Annotated in this window: 17 protein-coding genes; 12 read left to right on the top strand and 5 right to left on the bottom strand. The window is 74.9% G+C overall.

Features of this window, described 5'->3' with window-relative positions; translation table 11 throughout:
* The 4 genes from ACQYWQ_RS24315 to ACQYWQ_RS24330 form a co-directional block, all read right to left on the bottom strand.
* Entirely contained in the window at positions 1–1,278 is a 1,278-nt protein-coding gene (locus tag ACQYWQ_RS24315) for a vWA domain-containing protein (RefSeq protein WP_431037449.1), read from the bottom strand.
* Positions 1,275–2,582: an AAA family ATPase gene (locus ACQYWQ_RS24320; RefSeq protein ID WP_431037450.1), complete on the bottom strand. Its 1,308-nt coding sequence runs from the start codon at positions 2,580–2,582 to the stop codon at positions 1,275–1,277. Before ACQYWQ_RS24320 ends, ACQYWQ_RS24315 begins: the two co-directional genes overlap by 4 nt.
* Before the next feature lie 79 nt (positions 2,583–2,661).
* Positions 2,662–3,897, bottom strand: a complete 1,236-nt coding sequence (locus tag ACQYWQ_RS24325; protein WP_431037452.1) for a hypothetical protein — start codon at positions 3,895–3,897, stop codon at positions 2,662–2,664.
* A 433-nt stretch (positions 3,898–4,330) separates the two neighbouring features.
* On the bottom strand, positions 4,331–5,806 hold the full coding sequence (locus tag ACQYWQ_RS24330; protein ID WP_431037454.1) for an aminotransferase class I/II-fold pyridoxal phosphate-dependent enzyme: 1,476 nt from the start codon (positions 5,804–5,806) through the stop codon (positions 4,331–4,333).
* Between the two features lie 173 nt (positions 5,807–5,979).
* On the opposite strand from ACQYWQ_RS24330, the gene ACQYWQ_RS24335 reads away from it, so the two are divergent.
* From ACQYWQ_RS24335 to ACQYWQ_RS24345, 3 genes are all read left to right on the top strand, one after another.
* On the top strand, positions 5,980–6,630 hold the full coding sequence (locus ACQYWQ_RS24335) for a DUF6328 family protein (RefSeq protein ID WP_431037456.1): 651 nt from the start codon (positions 5,980–5,982) through the stop codon (positions 6,628–6,630).
* A 124-nt stretch (positions 6,631–6,754) separates the two neighbouring features.
* Positions 6,755–7,243, top strand: a complete 489-nt coding sequence (locus ACQYWQ_RS24340; protein WP_431037458.1) for a hypothetical protein — start codon at positions 6,755–6,757, stop codon at positions 7,241–7,243.
* 37 nt (positions 7,244–7,280) lie between these two features.
* Positions 7,281–7,955, top strand: coding sequence for an HAD family hydrolase (locus tag ACQYWQ_RS24345; RefSeq protein WP_431037460.1), 675 nt, complete (start codon positions 7,281–7,283; stop codon positions 7,953–7,955).
* Between the two features lie 100 nt (positions 7,956–8,055).
* Here the strand turns inward: ACQYWQ_RS24345 and ACQYWQ_RS24350 are convergent, their stop codons facing one another.
* Positions 8,056–8,655 (bottom strand): cupin domain-containing protein, encoded by a 600-nt coding sequence (locus tag ACQYWQ_RS24350; RefSeq protein WP_431037462.1) that lies wholly within the window; start codon positions 8,653–8,655, stop codon positions 8,056–8,058.
* 138 nt (positions 8,656–8,793) lie between these two features.
* Between ACQYWQ_RS24350 and ACQYWQ_RS24355 the strand changes: the two genes are divergently transcribed.
* From ACQYWQ_RS24355 to ACQYWQ_RS24395, 9 genes are all read left to right on the top strand, one after another.
* Positions 8,794–9,255: an RrF2 family transcriptional regulator gene (locus tag ACQYWQ_RS24355; protein ID WP_431037463.1), complete on the top strand. Its 462-nt coding sequence runs from the start codon at positions 8,794–8,796 to the stop codon at positions 9,253–9,255.
* A complete protein-coding gene (locus tag ACQYWQ_RS24360) occupies positions 9,252–9,956 on the top strand; it encodes a DsbA family oxidoreductase (RefSeq protein WP_431037465.1) in 705 nt (234 codons plus the stop codon). Before ACQYWQ_RS24355 ends, ACQYWQ_RS24360 begins: the two co-directional genes overlap by 4 nt.
* A 639-nt stretch (positions 9,957–10,595) precedes the next feature.
* Positions 10,596–12,161 (top strand): ABC transporter substrate-binding protein, encoded by a 1,566-nt coding sequence (locus tag ACQYWQ_RS24365; RefSeq protein WP_431037466.1) that lies wholly within the window; start codon positions 10,596–10,598, stop codon positions 12,159–12,161.
* 46 nt (positions 12,162–12,207) lie between these two features.
* On the top strand, positions 12,208–13,254 hold the full coding sequence (locus tag ACQYWQ_RS24370) for an ABC transporter permease (RefSeq protein ID WP_431037467.1): 1,047 nt from the start codon (positions 12,208–12,210) through the stop codon (positions 13,252–13,254).
* A 2-nt stretch (positions 13,255–13,256) separates the two neighbouring features.
* On the top strand, positions 13,257–14,120 hold the full coding sequence (locus tag ACQYWQ_RS24375; RefSeq protein ID WP_431039327.1) for an ABC transporter permease: 864 nt from the start codon (positions 13,257–13,259) through the stop codon (positions 14,118–14,120).
* A complete protein-coding gene (locus ACQYWQ_RS24380) occupies positions 14,117–14,989 on the top strand; it encodes an ABC transporter ATP-binding protein (protein ID WP_431037468.1) in 873 nt (290 codons plus the stop codon). Before ACQYWQ_RS24375 ends, ACQYWQ_RS24380 begins: the two co-directional genes overlap by 4 nt.
* Entirely contained in the window at positions 14,986–15,813 is an 828-nt protein-coding gene (locus tag ACQYWQ_RS24385; RefSeq protein WP_431037470.1) for an ABC transporter ATP-binding protein, read from the top strand. Before ACQYWQ_RS24380 ends, ACQYWQ_RS24385 begins: the two co-directional genes overlap by 4 nt.
* Positions 15,814–15,856: 43 nt before the next feature.
* Positions 15,857–17,194, top strand: coding sequence for an NtaA/DmoA family FMN-dependent monooxygenase (locus ACQYWQ_RS24390; RefSeq protein WP_431037471.1), 1,338 nt, complete (start codon positions 15,857–15,859; stop codon positions 17,192–17,194).
* A gap of 22 nt (positions 17,195–17,216) precedes the next feature.
* A complete protein-coding gene (locus tag ACQYWQ_RS24395; RefSeq protein WP_431037473.1) occupies positions 17,217–17,957 on the top strand; it encodes an alpha/beta hydrolase in 741 nt (246 codons plus the stop codon).
* Positions 17,958–17,974: the final 17 nt, after the last annotated feature.

The raw sequence follows: 17,974 nt of genomic DNA on the forward strand, positions 1-17,974 counted from the left end.
TCACCCGATCTCCACCACCCGGGCCCAGGGCGGGGGGCCGGCCGGGGTGTAGGTGGTCCTGCTCTCGTCGTAGCGGGTTCCGTGCCGGCGCGGGAAGAGGCCGACGACGGTGCGGCAGGGCGGGCGGGTGCTGGGCCAGGGGGTCTGGCCGTCGGTGAGGAGGACGAGGGTGTCGGGCCGGGTGGCGAGGGCGCGCGGGAAGGCGGTGCGCAGATCGGTGCCGCCGCCGCCCGTGAGGGGGAGGTCGGCCGCCGCGCACAGTGTGGTGGCGCGGGAAGCGGCCGCGTCGCAGGAGATGACCTTGACCAGCTCGCGGCGGTCGCCCAACGCTCGTGAGATCGCGGCGAGTTCGAGGAGCGCCGAGCCGAGTTCGGCGTCGCTCACCGAGCCCGAGGTGTCGATCACCACCGTGACGCGCGGGGGTGTGCGGCGCAGGCTCGGCAGGACCGCGTCCGGGAGCGCGGCCGCCCTGCGGGGCGGGCGGCCGTAGCGGTGGTCGGTGCCCCGTCCCGCCGCGGTGGCCGCGGAGCGCACGGCCGCGCCGAGCAGCCGTTGCCACGCCTGCGGCGGGTGGACGACCCGCTCCGCCCAGCGCTGCCAGCCCGCGGGCGCGCTCCCCGGCGCTCCCGTGAGCCCGCGGGCCACGCGGAATCGCACCGCGTCCCTGTCCCCGCGGCCCAGCGCGTCCGCCCCCTGCGGGCCCAGGTCCCAGCGGCGTGGCAGCCCGTCGGCCCCGCTCCCGCACTCCAGCCACGCGAGGTGCGTGGTGTGCGGGCCGAGACGGAACCTGTGCAGGTAGTCCTCCATCAGCTTGCCCGCCGGCAGGGCGAGGTGCGAGGGGCGCACGGCGTCACGGGGCGCGGTGAGCCCGTCCCCGTAGACGTCGTCGTTGATCTCGCAGTCGGCCGCGATGTTGATCCGCAGCCGCTCGGCCGGGCCGTCCTCGCCGTGCCGCTGCGCGTACCGCTCGCCGCGCTCGTGGTGCTCGCGCAGCAGGTGCGCGACCTCGTGCACCCACACCCCGGCCAGCTCGGCGAGCGGCGTGCGCGCGACGAAGACGGCGTTCACGTACAGCCGCCAGTACGGGTCCACCGCCATCGTCGGCACGAGCACCGAGGGGACGGGGGACAGGGCGAACAGCGCGGTCGCGAGGTAGGGGCGGTGGCGGACGGCCAGCAGCCTGGCGGCGTAGAGCTTGTCGGTGTCGAGGGTGACGGCAGCGGGGGACACGGGGGCGGGGGTGGGTACGGGGGCGGCGGGGACTTCCTTCCGTGTCATCGCCACGACTCCGCCCGTTCCCGCTCCGCCCGGCGCCGCGTCCGCGCGTCCGCTTCGGCGCCCGCCCGTGCCACGCGGTGCGAGAGCGCCACGACGCCCGACAGGCCCTCGATCGCCGGTGGGGCCGGCCACTCGGGGCGGCGCAGCGCCGCGAGGCCGCTCGCGGGGACGACGAGCAGATCCGGGGCGCCGGTGCGGGCCGCGTGGGCGAGGAGTTCCCAGGCCGCTTCCCATCTCTCCCGGTCCGGACGGGCCCTGACCGCGGCGACCACGCCGTCCAGCGTCGCCTGCCTGCGGTCGCCGCGCTCAGGAAGCACCGCGTGTGCCGGGTCGGCGAGCAGGTCCTCGGGATCGGGGAGGTCCATCCTGTCGAGGTGGGCGAGGAACTCGTACCCGGGACCGTCCCCGACCGTGCCGCGCACCAGGAGCGCGAGGACCTCACGCCCGGCACCCGCGGCCGACGCGAAGGCGGTGAGCCGCAGCGCCATGTCCCAACTGCGCGGCGACGGCCACGCGTTGCCCCGTACCGTCTCGGTCGAAGGGAGCTGGTGGACGAGGGCGGGGCGGGCCGTCAGGAAGCCGCACACGGCGCGCCGCGCGGACGCGACCGCCTCGGTGAGGCGCCCGGCGTCGAGCGTCGGCAGCGCGGCCACCGGCCACGTACCGCCGAGTCCCCGCACCACCACCTCCGGGTCGTGGCGCCACGTCAGGTGGACGAAGCGGTTGGCGAGCGGGGGGCTCAGCTCCCAGCCGTCGGCGGCCGAAGCGGGCGGATTCGCGGCCGCCACGATACGGACGGCCGGGGGCAGGCGCAGCGCGCCGACGCGCCGTTCCAGCACGAGGCGCAGGAGCGCGGCCTGCACGGCGGGGGGAGCGGTGGACAGCTCGTCGAGGAAGAGCAGCCCGCGGCCCGCGCGCACGAGCCGCACCGCCCAGTCCGGCGGCGCCATCGGGATGCCCTCGGTCGCCGGTTCGGGCCCGATGACGGGCAGCCCCGAGAAGTCGGAGGGCTCGTGGACGCTCGCGATGACCGTGGTCAGCGGGAGGTCGAGGCTCGCCGCCAGCTGGGTGAGCGCGGCGGTCTTGCCGATGCCGGGCTCGCCCCACAGCAGGACGGGGAGGTCGGCGGCCACGGCGAGGGCCAGGGCGTCCAGGTCGTCGTGCGGGCGGGGCTCGGTGGTGGTGTCGGCGAGGAGGCCGAGGAGCGTGGTCGCGGTGTCGAGCGCGGCGGGGGAGGGGTCATGGGTGGGCGAAGGGGATGTTTCGGGCGTCCGGGGGTGGGTGGGGGCAGCGGTGCGGGGCATGAGGCATCACCTGAGGGTGGGAGGAGGGGCGTGGGGTGTGGTGCGGCGTTCCGTTTTGTGAACGGTTCGGTGGAGGCGCTCAGCGGGTGGATCGCGGGCGGCGCGGGGCCGGGGGAAGCGGGACGCGCTGTGCGGGGGTCAGTCCCGCGCGATGCAGGGCGTGGCGGAGCCGCTCGCGGCCCGCCTCCTCCAGCGCCGTGCGCAACTCCCCGTCGGGCAACTCGTGTTGCGGGCCGACGCGGTCGGTGACGAGCGCGGTCGCGCCCGCCGTGTCCCCGTACCGCAGCAGTGCGCGCACCTCGGGGTGGACGTCGAGCGAGCGCCGGGCCTCGCGGAGCGCGGCGAGGCACGGCAGTGGCGGGCCGCCGAGCATCGTGAGCAGTTCCTCGCGCGCCAGCTCCTCCCGCGAGTGATCGAGCGCGACGAACGGCCCGCCTGCGCACGAGCGTTGGAGGCGATGCGTCTCGCCCCGGCAGGCGATCCGCAACACCCCTGGCTCCCGGGGCTCTCGCGGTACGTGGCGGGGCGAGCCCGGGGCGAGGGCCTCGGCGACGAGCGGGTGCAGCGCGTCCGGTGTCAGGAGCCCGGCGCGCAGCAACTCCACGTCGGGCGGTACCCGTACCGCCGCGTCGGGCAGTACGGGGACGCCCGGGCGGGAGCGGGCGCGCACCTCGGCGGCGGCGGTGACGGTCCCGTCCCGTAGGCGCAGAAGCAGCCGCCGCGCGCGGGCGAGCCGCACGAGCACGTGCCCCGTCCCCCCGTGTCCCTCGGCGCGCAGCAGCAGCGCCGCCTCCGCGCCCCAGCGCCCGTAGGCGTACGAGCCCGAGCCCGAGCCCAACAAGGTGTGCCACGGAGGTGGTTGACCGGTGAGGGGCGCCCCGGCGCGCTCGCGCAGTTCGCCGCTGCGCCCCGCGTCCCACAGGTGCCGGTGCAGGTCGAGCCGGAAACGTCGGTCGGGGGAAGGACGGTCGGGCCCCGGACGGTCGCCGAGCCACAGCGTGAGCCGCTGCCCGGCCCGTGCCGAAGCGGGCGGCGTACCGGCGAGCAGGTGCACGGGCCTGCCGGTCCCCGCCTCGTACCGCGCGAGGGTCACCGCCGTGCCCGCGCGCAAGAGCCCGTCGGGGCCCGTACGGGGAAAGTGCCAGCGCAGCAAGTCCGGTGCCAGGGACCGCAGATCGGCCCTGAGGCGGGAGGCGAGCGCCTCGCCCCAGCGGTGCCGGACGGCGCGGAGGGCGAAGGCGACGTCGACATCGGCAGCGGCACAGGCCCCCGCCCAGTCCCCGGCGGCACGCCGCCGCGTCGCGGTCTCGATCACGCGGGGCGACACGGCACACGCGCGCACACGCCGCCAGAAGAGAAGCCGTGGTGAGTGAGGCCCGGAATCGGCCGGGTCGGGGCCGGTGTCGGCGGGGTCAGGGCCGTCGGCCGGAGAGTGCCCGGCATCGGCCGGGCGGTGCAGGGGGTGGTGGTCCCCGAACGCCTCGTCAGTGAGCATCAGCACTCACCTTGCGGGCGTGGGGCCTCCCCTCGGAGAGAGAAGTGTGAAGTCATCGGGGAGAGCGTAGGCGACTGACGGAGGAGAGCGCCAGCCTTTTCCGCACGTTCCCTGCGCGCCTTTCGCGTGCTCGCCCCTGTGACCGGGTGCGCACCGAGTCACCGCACACGGAGGTGCTGGTGGGGCGGGCGGAACCTGGAGTTGGGCCCGCAAGAGGACGGCGTGACGGGCCGGAGACCCGTGCGGAGTCCTCCTACTGCGCCACCACCCGCACCGTCGCCAGCGAAGTGTCCACCGCGTCCGGGAGGTTCATCCCGGCCGCGATGCCCGTGCGGAGGTAGTGGAGGAGGGCTTCGGTGAGGCGTTCGCCGGGGAGCGCCGCGGGGATGCCCGGCGGGTAGGGCGTGAGCATTTCGGCGGTCACGCGGCCCGCCGCCTCCGCGACGGGGACGTCCTCGACCGGCCCGAAGTACGCGTCCCTGGGCAACATGACCTGCTCCAGGCGGAGTTGTTCCGGAGCGGGGACCGCGACCTCGGGCCCGGCGCCGAGCTGCCGGGCCTCGGCGGCGAGGGCGCGCAGGGCGGCGAGCAGTGGCGCGGTCGTGGACTCGTCGTCGGCGTGCGTGAGCTGGGTGCTGATCCGGCGGTGATCGGCCAGGTGCGCGTCGATGCCGTACCGTTCGCGCAGCCGGTCGGCGGCGCGGTACCCGCTCGTCCCGAGCCCCGACACGTCGATGACCACGGGGAGCGGGTCCAGGTCGTGGCCGAGTCCGGGGCCGCAGAAATCGGCGCGCCCGTGCACGTGGAGCCCGTCGATCGCCTCGATCGCGGCCCGTACCTTCGCCGCCTTGCCGAGCGCCGCGCCCAGCAACTCCCGCCCGCGCAGCACCATGTGGCGGCGCCAGCCGTCCATGCCCGCGTACAGCAGGACGGACGGGCTCGTCGTCCCGAGCAGGTCGGCGCGCGAGGCGAGCACCGCAGGGTCGACCAGGTCCCCGCCGAGGTGGAAGACCGAGCCCTGTTCGAGGCCGCCGCCCATCTTGTGGATGCTCGTCACGCACACGTCCGCGCCCGCGTCCATCGCCCACGTCGGCAGGTCCGGGTGGAAGGGCAGGTGCGCGCCCCACGCCTCGTCCACGAGGAGTGGCCTGCCGCGCGCGTGGCAGATCTCCGCGAGCGCCCGCAGGTCCGCCGTCGTGCCGTACGGCGTCGGGCTCGTGACGAGCGCGCCCTTCGCGTCGGGGTGCGCGGCGAAGGCGGCCTCGTACGCGGCGGGCGCGGGCGGGTGCGCGAGGTGGCGCGCACGATCCCACTCCGGCTCGACCCACACGGGCCGTACCCCCGAGATGATGAGCCCGGAGACCACCGACTTGTGCGCGTCGCGGCCGATGAGGAGCTTCTCGTGCGGGCCCGCGACGGACAGGATCGCCGCCTTGACCGAGAGGGAACTCCCGCACGTCGAGAAGAAGGTGTGCGCGGCGTGCACCGCGTCCGCCATCAGCTCCTCGGCCCGTTCGAGTACCCGCCCCCGCGTGCGCCGCTCGTCGAGCCCGCCCGAGGCGAGCAGGTCGCTGTGGAAGGCGGCGTCGCCGAGCACCCGCCGCACCTCGGGGTCCGCGCCTCTGGCCTGCTTGTGGCCCGGCGGTGTGAAGGACAGCTCGCCGCGCGCCTGGTAGGCGGCGAGTGCGTCGAGTACGGGGGCCTGCCGGTGATCGGGTCGCTCGGGCATGTGCCACCTGTTCCCCGGGTCCGTCCGGGGGAACCAGACGCTGAGCCGAGCGGCGGACACGGCGGTCCCTGTTCTCCCGCACGCCCGTCCCGGCGCGCCACCGCACGCGGCCCCCGCCCGCCCCCGAACCTGGGCGGGCCCCCGAGGAGCCGCCCGAGGAGAGGACGACCGCCATGACCCCGCCCGTACCAGGACCCGACGGCCCCGACGAGCCGCGCGCACCCGGCGGCGCCGACGCCACCCCCTGCCACCCCGCCGAGCCGCCCGCCACCCCCTGCCACCCCGCCGAGCCGCCCGCCGAGCGGCCGCGCGACGCCGGGCGTCGCGAGACCCGTGAGGAGCGGGCCGACCGCAAGTGGGCAGACCTGCTCCAGGAGCTGCGCGTCGCGCAGACAGGCGTGCAGATCCTCTTCGGCTTCCTCCTCACCGTCGTCTTCCAGCAGCGCTTCACCACGCTCTCGGCCACGGACCGCACGATCTACGTCGTCACCGTCGTGCTCGGTGCCGCCACCACGGGGGCGCTCGTCGCGCCGGTCTCCTTCCACCGCCTGCTCTCCGGGCAGCGCCTCAAGCCGGAGACGGTCCGCTGGGCGGGGCGGCTCACGCTCGTCGGGCTCGTGGGGCTCCTCGCCACGATGGCCTCGTCGATGCTGCTCATCCTGCGGGTCGTCGTCTCGCCGGACGACACCGCGCTGTGGCTCGTCGCGGGGATCGCCGCGTGGTTCGCGCTGTGCTGGTTCGCCTTCCCCGCCTGGGCGCGGCACGCGGCACGGCGCGAGCGGGGCGTCGCGGAGGGTGACGGTGATGGTGCGGAGCAGGGGTGAGGCGGCCGCCGGCCTCTCCCGCGAGCGCTCGCGGAACCATCGCGGGGCCGCCCGCGAACGGACCGCACCCTTTGCACGTCCCCCGCGCCCCGGGGCACACTCGAAGGTGAGGTCAGGAGGTTCCGTGAGCCGTACCGACACGCCCGCCGTACCGCACGCCACGTCCGCCCCACTGCCCGTCGCGCCTGCCGCCCTCCTCGTCGTGCCCTTCGACACGCTCGTGGACCTCGACAACGAGGTGGCCGCCGAGGCGGCCCTGAGCAGGGCCGTCGAGCGCCACCCGGCCCGGATCGTCGTGGTCAGGGTGCGGTCCCGGGTGGTGACCCCGCAGGCGCTGCGCATCCTGCTCCGCACGGCGACCCGTACGGTGCCGGGGGGCGTGCTGTGCGTCGCGGCCGAGTACCCGGCGGCGCGGCGCGTCTTCCACCTCACCGGGCTCGTGCGTCCCCTGCACGTCGCCGCCACCGTCCCCGGCGCCGTGCGGCGGGTCAGTGGCGACCGCGTACCCCGCCCCCCGCGGCCCCGGGTCCCCGCGCGGCCGCCATCCGCCCTCGGCAGGGCGTGGCGGCGTGAGGGCGGGCCGCGCGGGCGGCCGAGCGCCACGCGTCACTGACAGGGGCCCCGGTCCCTCGATCCCCCTGGAGGTCCCCGTGAGCACGCGCGCAGCCGTCTTCGACGTGGACGGCACCCTCGTCGACACCAACCACCTCCACACCGTCTGCTGGTGGGAGGCGCTGCGGCAGGCCGGGCACCGGGTGCCGTTCACCACGATCCTCGGCGCGATCGGGCTCGGCTCGACCGACCTCATCGCGCACGTGCTCGGCGAGGACCGCGACCGGGACGAGGACGCGGCCATCAGCGCCGGGCACAAGGCGCTGTACGGTACGTACTACGACCGGCTCGCGCCCTTCGACCGCGCCGCCGACCTCCTGCGCGAACTCCACGTCGAGGGCCGGCCCGTCGTCCTGGCGACCTCGGCGGGCGGCCCCGAACTCGCGGCCCTCCGCGCGGCGATCGACGCCGACGACGCGATCGACGCGACCGCGAGCGCCGACGACGTGGCCGAGGGGAAGCCCGCGCCCGACCCCGTGCTCCACGCACTCGCACAGGTCGACGCGGAACCGGAGGGGTCCGTCTTCGTCGGCGACTCGGTCTGGGACATGCGCGCCGCGCGGGCCGCGGGACTCCACCCGATCGGCGTCCTGAGCGGGGGAGTGTGCCGCGCGGACCTCGTCGGGGCGGGCGCGGAGGAGGTCTACGCGGACACGGCCGAACTCTTCGCGAAGCTCGGCGAGAGCGCGTTGGCGCGGCGCGGGGCGGCTTGAGCGCCCCGGCCCGGCGCGGCCTCCCGGCCGCCTGCGGCCCGCGCCCGCGCGCCGCGCGGTCGTTCGGCGTAGGGGGCGGCCGCGCGCGGGCCGGGCGGGCTCACTCGGGCGTCGCCGCAAGCGCGTACAGGCCGGGGAGGTTGACGACGACCGCCTCCTGCGTACTGCGCGCGATGACGACGACGGCCTCCGCCTCGGGATCGGGGTTCTCCTCGCGGTGGGGCACGTAGGGCGGCACGAAGACGTAGTCGCCGGGCGAGGTGCGCAGCCGCACCTCATCGGGGGTCTCGCCCGAGTCGTCGACGAACACGAACTCCGGGTGCCCGGACACCACGTAGATCGCGGTCTCCGAGGCGCCGTGGTGGTGGTCGGAACTCGCGGTGGAGGGGGCCACGTGGGTCTGGCCCATCCACAGCTTCTCGGAGCCGACGGTCCTGCCGCTCACCGCGGCGAACCGCCGCATCCCGCCGGTCTGCGCGGTGTCGCCGTCGAGCGCGTCGGCACGGATGTGGTGCAGGCGGGCGCGCAAGGGCGCGACGGGGCCGGGTGGTTGCTCGTGCAGGTGCGGGTGGAAGCCCTCGCCCGCGATCGTCTCGCCCGGAAGCGCCCCGCCCGGACTGCTCGTCTCGCACGGGGTGGTCCCGCCCGGAAGCGTCTCGCCGGGAACGGTCTCGCCGGGGCTGGTCGACTGCTCGCTCATGGCCCGGAAGCTAGAGCCGCGCGAGAAAAGATGTCAAGAGGTGTCCAATGCTGTTCACCTGCGGCAACAATCGCCGCGGCGGCCCGGTGGCGGGTCCGGCAGGGACCGGGGAGCACCGCGGCCGTGCATTATGGGGTCATGCATATCTCCGCGAAGGCGGACTACGCCGCGCGAGCCCTCGTCGAACTCGCCTCCCACCCCGAACACCCGCTGACCTGCGAGGCGATGGCCTCCTCGCAAGGCATTCCGTTCCGCTTCCTCAAGTCGGTCGTCGGCGAGTTGCGCCGGGCCGGGCTCGTCCGCAGCCAGCGCGGCTGCGAGGGCGGTTACTGGCTCGGCAGGCCCGCCGAGGAGATCAGCCTCCTCGACGTGGTGCGCGCCGTGGACGGCGAGGTCCTCACCGTGCGCGGCGCCGCCCCCGGTCACCTCGCCTACCCCGGCCCCGCCGCCGGCCTTCCCGGACTGTGGCGCACGCTGGAGGAGCGGGCCCGCGACCTCCTCGGCGAGGTGAGTCTCGCCTCGCTCGCGCGGGAGGCGCCGGCGGCCCGTACCGGCTCCGTCCCCGCCGTTCCGCTGCTCGCGGAGGGGAGCAGGGTGTGAGCGCAGCCCTGCCCCCGGAGGTCGAAGTCACCGAGTACACCGACCCGTTGTGCCCCTGGGCCTGGGGCGCCGCGCCGCTCTTCGCCCGGCTGCGGACCGCCTGGAGCGGCCGGACGCGCTGGCGCAGGGTGTACGCGATCCTCTTCGACGAGGACGAGGAGCCCGCCCCGGACCCGGCGGCAGAGACCGCCTGGTACGCGCGGTACGTGGCCGAGGTGTGCGCGGTCACCGGCGCCTCGTACGCGCCGCGCCTCGCACGGGTCGCGGCCACCTCCTGGCCCGCCTCGTGCGTCGCGAAGGCCGCCGAACGGCAGGGCGCGGACCTCGCGGAGGAGGTGCTGCGCCGCCTGCGCGCCTCGATGTTCGTACGGGGCGAGCCGGCCGACACCCTGCCGCTCGCGCTCGCGGCGGCGCGCGGTGCCCCGGGCCTGGACGCCGCGCGGCTCGCCTCGGACGCGGCCTCGGCACCGGTGCGCGCCGCTGTCGCCGCCGACCACGCGGAGGCGCGCCGTCCTGTCGCCGCGGCTTTCGCCGTCACGGACGGCGGTCCGCACCCTGGCCGCGCGAAGGAGACCCCGGCGGGGGAGTGGCGCTACGCCCTGCCGACCCTGCGCCTGCGCGGGCCGGGCGGCGACGTGCTCGTCCCCGGGTGGCGAGCCGAGGAGGCGTACGAGGCGGCCCTGCGGACCGTACGCGGCTGACGGCACCGGGAACGCCGCGGGGAGCCGTCACCCCCGGCCCCCGGCCGACCTGGCGCCGTCCCTCCGAAGGCGCCCGGCGGTCGGCCCCGCCGCCCCGCCGAAGGCCCTCCGGCGCCCCGCCCACACGCATGCCTCGACGCCCTGCCCGCCCGCACGCCTCCGCGTCCCGCCCCCCCCGTGACCCCCGCGCCCCGCCCCGCGCCCGCGCTCACCCCCCCGCGCTCACCCCCGCCACCTGCCCAAACAACTCCCCGCTCCGTCCCGCCGGATGAGACACCTCAAGGTGTCCATTGACAGCTCGGGCGCGGCGCACGCAGGATGTCGGACATGCACACGACTCACCCCGGTGTGGTGTGCCGCTACGTGGACCTGCGGCGCACTTCCAGCGCCCTCTGTCGCTGATCCACCCCGCCTTCCCGGCCCGGCGGCGCCTCCCCCGTGCCGCCCGGTGTCCCGGTCGCTCCCCCGCGGAGCCCGCCCTCCCCTTGTTTCCCCGCCCGGCCCCGCCGTGCCCGGACGGTACCCGCCCCGTCGCAGGTTCCGCCGTCCGCCCGCACGGCGGCGAGCGCCGCGCGGCGCTGCCCCGCCCCCCGGCTCGTACCCCCGTGCGCCCTGCCGGGCCGTCACAGAGAGACCGCCATGCCTGGACGCCCCCTGTCCCCTGCCCCGGCGCCCCGCGCCCGCCGCCTGCCCCGTACCGCGACCGCCCTCGGTACCGCGCTCGCCGCCCTGCTCGTCCCCGCGCTGAGTGCCTGCGGGGGCTCGGGCTCCAGCGCGAGCGGCACGGCGGCGACACTCAAGTGGGCCACCTCCTACTTCCCCGCGCACTGGGACCCCGTGGTCTCGGGAAGTGGCGCGCAGTTCCGTGAACTCGCCCTCACCTACGCCTCGTTGACGAAGGTGGACGAGAAGGGGAACGCCGTCCCCGACCTGGCGAAGAGCTGGGAGTACAACACGAAGGGCGACGAGGTGACCTTCCACCTGCGCCCGGGACTGAAGTTCAGCGACGGCGAACCGGTCGACGCGCGCGCCGTCAAGGCCGCCATCGAGCGCGCCAAGAAGCAGAAGAACTCCGCCCTCTTCGGCGACCTCACCTCGATCAGGTCCGTCACCGCCAGCGGCCTCGACGCCGTGGTCCACCTCACCCAGGTGGACCACCAGATACCCCAGCTCCTCGGCGAGCGCGTCCTCCAGATCGCGAGCCCGAAGGCCGCGGCGGACCCGGCGAAGCTGGACCAGCACCCCGTCGGCGCGGGCCCCTTCCTCGTCAAGCAGCTCATCCCCGGTACCAAGGCCGTCCTCGCCAAGAACCCGGACTACTGGGACGCGAAGCACATCCACATCGACACCGTCGAACTCGTCTCCGCGCCCGACCCCGCCACCGTCGTCTCCGGACTGCGCACCGGCGTCTACAACTTCGCCGACATCGAACCGAGCCAGGCCAAGGCCGCCAAGCAGGCCGGACTCGACGTCTTCGTCCAGCCCGGCTTCAACGCCTCGAACATCAGCCTCAACATCAACAAGGCGCCGTTCAAGGACCCGAAGGTCGTCGACGCCGTCCGCTACGCCGTGGACCGCCAGGAGTTCGTGGACAAGCTCACCTTCGGCTACGGCGAGACCACCGACCAGCCCTTCCCCAAGGGGTACGTGGCCTACGACTCCGCCTCGGCGAACGCCTGGCCGTACAACCCGGCGAAGGCGAAGAAGCTTCTCCAGCAGGCCGGTTACCCCGCCGGGAAGCTCAAGCTCGACCTCGTCATCCCCACCGAGGACCCGCAGGCCGAGATCGTGCAGTCGCAGCTCGCCAAGGTCGGCATCACGGTCCGCATCAAGATCGACAAGAACTGGGCGACGCCCTTCTTCGCCAAGGACCTCACCTTCTCTCTCTACAGCACCACGGGTCGCGACTCCGCACTCCAGACTCTCACCGCCCACTTCGGCCCCAACGGTCCGCTCAACCTCAGCAGCCCCTACGAGCCCAAGGGCTTCGAGAAGGCCGCGGCGAAGGTGCGCGAGACCCCCATCGACGCGCCCGACTACCCCAAGGTGCTGCGCGCGGCGACCCGGGCGGGCCTGGAGAGCCGCGCCCTCGTCTTCACGTACTCCGCGCCCAACCTCCTCGCCAAGAGCCCCACCGTCTCCGCCCTCCCGAAGAACCCGGCCCACCTCAACTGGACCGGGGTCACCATCGGCGCCGCCAAGTGAGCCGCAACCACCCGGAGACCCGCAACCACCCGGAGAGGAGACCCCGTTGACCGCCCTCGCCGCACCGCCCCCGCGCACCGGCCCGCCGGACGCCGCCCCCGGCGCCCCGACCGGCGCTCCCAAGCCCCGCCGCCGCGCGGGCCGCCCCCTCGCCGTACTCGCCCGCACCGTCGCCGTCTTCGTGCCCGTCTTCCTCGTCGCGACCTTCGTCACCTTCGCGCTGCGTGCCCTCAGCGGCCTCAGCCCCGCCCGCCTCCAGCTCGGCGAGCAGGCGAGCCCCGAGGCCATCGCGCGCGTCGAGGCACAGTGGGGACTCGACCGGCCCTTCCTCGTCCAGTACGCGGACTGGTTCGGCGACGTCCTCCACGGGCAGCTCGGTACGAGCTGGACCAACGGCACGAGCGTCTCCACGCTCATCGGCCTCGGGCTCGGCGTGAGCCTCTCGGTCGCGGGGCTCGCGCTCCTCATCGGCGTCGTCGTGGGCCTCGCCCTCGGCACCCTCGCCGCGCTGCGGCGCGGCGGACCGCTCGACCGTGCCGTCACGGGCTTCGTCACCGTCATCTCGGTCATGCCCGCCTTCGTCGTGGGCATCGTCCTCGTCACGGTCCTCGCCGTCGGCCTCGGCCTCTTCCCCTCCGCCGGTTACGTACCGCCGGAACAGGGCCTCGGTCCCTGGCTCGCCCACATCACGCTCCCGGCCCTCGCGCTGAGCTGCGACGTGATCGCCGACGTGGCCCGCCAGCTGCGCGGCGGCCTCATCGCCGCGTACCGCGAGAACTACGTGCTCGGCGCCGTCGTCCGCGGCCTGAGCCCGCGCCGGATCTTCTTCCGCCATGTCCTGCGCAACGGCGTCGGACCCGCACTCGCCACCCTCGGCCTCAAGTTCCCGGCCCTCGTGGGCGCCTCGGTCGTCACCGAGTGGATCTTCGGCCTCCAGGGCTTCGGCCGCTTCGCCAACGACTCCGCGCAGGCCGGTGACGTCCCCGCCGTACAGGGCGTCCTCGTCGTCTCGATCGTTCTCGTCGTCGGCTTCAACCTGCTCGTCAACCTCGTGCTCGGCCGACTCGTCCCGGCCGCCGGACGGGGGGTGTGACCGTGGTACGCCGCCTGCTCCGCCTCCGTACCGGCCGCCTCGCCCTCGCGCTCCTCGCCGTGATCGCGCTCCTCGCGGTGCTCGGCCCCGTGCTCGCCCCGCAGGACCCGCTCGCGACGAGTCAGGACACCCTCGCAGGGCTCTCCGGCGCGCACCCGCTCGGCACCGACAACCTCGGCCGCGACGTGCTCAGCCGCCTCCTCGACGGCTCCCGGGTCAGCGTCGTCGGCGCCCTGGAGGTCGCGCTCACCGCGCTCGTCGTGGGCGCCGTGCCGGGACTGCTCTCGGTCCACCTCGGGCGCGTCTTCGAGTGGCTCACCCTGCGCCTCGCCGACACGCTCGTCGCCCTGCCGTTCCTCCTCTTCGCGGTCGCCGTCATCGCCCTCCTCGGCAACGGCCTCACCCAGGCGATGCTCGTCACCGGTGTCCTCGTCTCGCCCCTCTTCTACCGCGTCGCCCGCGCCGCGACGCTCGGCATCGCCCGCTCCCCGTACGTCGAGGCCGCGCAGCTCGCGGGCGCGTCCACCGGCTGGATCGTGCGCCGCCACGTCCTCGCCAAGGCGCTCCCGCCGCTCGCCGTCGCCCTCGCGCAGACGGTCGGCACGGGCTTCGTCATCGTCTCCAGCCTCACCTTCCTCGGTATCGGCGTCGAACCCCCGCAGGCCACGTGGGGCGGCCTCCTCGCCACCGACCTCGGCTTCCTCGCGCAGCGCCCCTGGGCGCCCCTCGTGCCCGCCCTCCTGATCACCCTCACCGTGTGGGCCTGCAACCTCCTCGCCGACGCCGTACGCGACGTCTCCGGCGCCCCCGCGCCCGACGCGCCCCGCCCCCGTAGCGCCCAAGCCCCCGCAGGAGGTACGAGTTGAGCGCCCCGTCCCCCTCCCTGGCCCCCACGCCGCAGCGCACGCCGCCCGCCCCGCCCGTGCTCGCGCTCCACGACGTACGCATCGGGCGGCCCGGCGGCGACGACCTCGTCCACGGCGTGAGCCTCGCCCTCGCCCCCGGCGCGACCCTCGGCATCGTCGGCGAGTCCGGCAGCGGCAAGACCCTCACCTGCCGTGCCGCCCTGGGCGTCCTGCCCCCGCCCCTCGCCCTCACCGGCGGACGCGTCGAGATCGACGGGGCCGACACCGCGCGCCTCACCCCGCGCGAGTGGACCGCGCTGCGCGGCTCCACCCTCGGCGCGGTCTTCCAGGACCCCGCCTCCTACCTCAACCCCTCGCTCACCGTGGGCAGTCAGCTCACCGAGGTGCTGCGCGTCAAGAAGGGCCTCGCCCGCCGCGCCGCCCGCGAGCGCGCCACCGAACTCCTCGCCCAGGTCCACCTGCGCGAACCCGCCCGGGTCCGCTCCCAGTACCCCCACGAGCTGTCCGGCGGGATGCTCCAGCGCGTCCTGATCGCCACCGCGCTCGCGGCCGGGCCCCGTGTCCTGATCGCGGACGAGGCGACGACGGCGCTCGACGTCACCGTCCAGGCCGAGATCCTCGATCTCCTCGCCGACCTCCGCGAGGAGACGGGGCTCGCCCTCCTCGTCGTCTCGCACGACCTCGCCGTCGTCGCCCAGGTCTGCGCGGAGGTCCTCGTCATGCGCGACGGCGACGTGGTCGAACAGGGCCCCACCGCGCAGGTACTGCACCACCCGCGGCACCCGTACACGCGTCTCCTCGTCGAGGAGCACGAGCAGTACGGACTCGACAAGTTCCTGAGCGACGAGACCTCCGGGGAGGACGCGTGAGCGCCGAACCCGTCCTGCGCGTGCGCGGACTCGACGTCCACTACGGCCGCGGGCGTGCCCGCCGCGCCGCGCTGCGCGGCGTCGACCTCGATCTCGCCCCCGGCGAGACGGTCGGCCTCATCGGCGAGACGGGCTCCGGCAAGTCCACCCTCGCCCGCACCGTCCTCGGCCTCGTCCGCCCCACGTCCGGCACCCTCTCCGTCGCGGGCGAGGACGTCAGCGCCTACGGGGCCCGCCAGTGGCGCACGCTGCGCCGCCGCGGCCTCGTCTCGTACGTCTTCCAGGACCCCCTGCGCAGCCTCGACCCCGACCTGCCCCTCGGCCACTCGCTCGCCGAGCCCCTGCTCCTCCAGGGCCTCCCGGGCAAGGAGGCGGCGGCGAGGGCACGGGACTTCGCGCCGCGCGTGCACCTCGACCCCGACCTGCTCGACCGGCTGCCCGGCGAGGTCTCCGGAGGACAGCGCCAGCGCGCCGTCCTCGCCCGCGCGCTCGTCACCGAACCCCGCCTCGTCCTCCTGGACGAACCCGTGAGCGCGCTCGACGCCGCGCACCGCGTGAAGATCCTCGACATCCTCAAGGACCTGCGCGCGCACGGCGTCGCGCTCCTCTTCATCTCACACGACCTCGGCTCCGTGGCCGGTACCGCCGACCGCGTCGCCGTCCTCCACCACGGCTCCCTCGTCGAGGACGGACCCGCCCGCGACGTCGTCACCCGCCCCCAGCACCCCTACACCAAGCTGCTGCTCGCCTCCGCCCCCACCCTGCGCGGCGCCGGCGGTGACCGCGCGACCCGCGCCCGCCTGCGCGCGGCCCTCACCTCCTGAGCCGACCGCCCCCGAAGTCCCGCCCCGTACCAAGGAGTTCGCCATGACCACCGCCCCCCGCCGCCTCCACCTCGCCCTGCACCCCTACGGCGTCGGCGGCCCCGGCCAGCACGGCCTGTGGAAGGACCCCCGCGTCGCCAAGAACGCGAGCATCGACATCGGCTACTACATACGCCAGGCCCAGGCCGCCGAACACGCGCTCTTCGACGCCCTGTTCATCGTGGACAGCCAGTTCATCAACGCGACCTACCCCGCCCACTACCTCAACCGCCTCGAACCCCTCACCCTCCTGTCCGCCGTCGCCACGCACACCTCCCGCGTCGGTCTCGTCGGCACCGCGAGCAGCACCTACAACTCGCCCTTCAACCTCGCCCGCCGCTTCGCCTCCCTCGACCACATCAGCGGCGGACGCGCCGGCTGGAACGTCGTCACGAGCTTCGACACCGGCACCTCCCGCAACTTCGGTCTCGACGAACACCTCGACTACGCGACCCGCTACGGCCGTGCCCGGGAGTTCGTCGAGGTCGCCCGCGGCCTGTGGGACTCCTACGAGGACGACGCCTTCCCTGCCGACGTCGAACGCGGCGTCTTCCTCGACCCCACGAAGCTCCACGCGCTCGACCACGAGGGCGAGCACTTCAAGATCGCCGGACCGCTCAACCTCTCGCGCTCCCCGCAGGGCCAGCCCGTCATCTTCCAGGCCGGCGTCTCCGAGGAGGGCCGCGACCTCGCCGCCCGTGTCGCCGAGGGCATCTACGCGCCCGGCGGCACCCTCGCCGCGGCCCAGGAGTACTACGCCGACATCAAGCGCCGCACCGCCGCCTACGGCCGTGACCCCGAGCACATCAAGGTCTTCATCCACGGCGCGCCCGTCGTGGCCGCCACCGACGAGGCCGCCCGCCGCCGCGAGCGCGAGATCCACGAGGAGGACAAGGACCTCGGCCGCAGCCTCGGCCTCCTCGGCCGCTCCTTCGGCGCCCACGACTTCTCGCAGTACGACCTCGACGCGCCCTTCCCCGACGTGGCCCACCTCGCCGAGAAGGGCGGACGCACCACCGCCACGAAGATCATCGCGCGCGCCCGCACGGAGAACCTCACGCTCCGCCAGGTCGCCGAGGGCCTCAACGCCTACAAGGAGGGCCCCTTCACGGGCGCCCCCGAGACCGTCGCCGACGCCCTTCAGCACTGGTTCGAGGCCGGGACGCTCGACGGCGTCAACCTCGCCTTCCGCACCGACGAGGAGCTGAACCTCTTCGTCGACGGCGTCGTCCCGCTCCTCCAGAAGCGCGGCCTCTTCCGCACCGCCTACGAGGCCGACACCCTGCGCGGCCACCTGGGCCTCCCGATCCCCGAGAACCGCCACACCGCCGCCCGCGCCTGAACACCTCCACGGGAGTACGCACATGAGTGACCTGCTCGACTTCCATGCCCCTGACGGTTTGCTGACACGTGGCACGGTGCTTGTCGTGCCGGGTCGGGGTGAGACCCCGGAGACGTATACGCGTCTGGGTGGCCGGCTGGCTTTCGACGCTTATCGGGTGCGGGTGCTCGCGCCGCCCGGGGGGACGTTGACGGCCCGGGACTTGTCCGACGCGCTGGCGGGCACTGCGCCTGGTGACGGGGGTGTCGCGGCCCCTGTCGTGTTGCTCGGTGTGGATGCGGGCGCGGTGGCTCTGGCGGCGTTGTATGCGAGGGGGGACGTCCCCGGGGCTGACGCGCTGGTTCTCGCGGGGCTTCCTGCCCCCGGGCCGGTTGTTCCGGAGGCTGCCTCCTGGGACGAGGAACTCGGTATCCGTACGGCCTGTCCTACGCACCGGGGCCGGTTGACCGGGGACGTGGGGGTGCGGCGTGGTGCGCTCGCCGAGCCCGTCCCGCCCGCGCTCCTGGCCGCCGCCTACGCCGCTCGTCCCGCCGTTCCGACGCTTGTGCTGAGTGGTGAGCTGGACCCTCTCGCCGATCATGCCGCGCTCGCCGGTCTGGCGAAGTCTCTTGGGCGCGCTCGGTATGTGCTCGTGCGTGGTGCTCACCACGATGTTCTCAATGATCTTCAGCATCGCTCCGTGGCCGCCGAAGTCGCCGGTTTCCTGGAGACCTTGCGTGAACAGCTCGTTCCGCGTGTCGCCGTGCAGTCCAGCACGTGGTGACCCGCTTTTCCTCCCAC

The sequence above is a fragment of the Streptomyces sp. P6-2-1 genome (genome assembly GCF_050613165.1).
Lineage (GTDB): Bacteria > Actinomycetota > Actinomycetes > Streptomycetales > Streptomycetaceae > Streptomyces.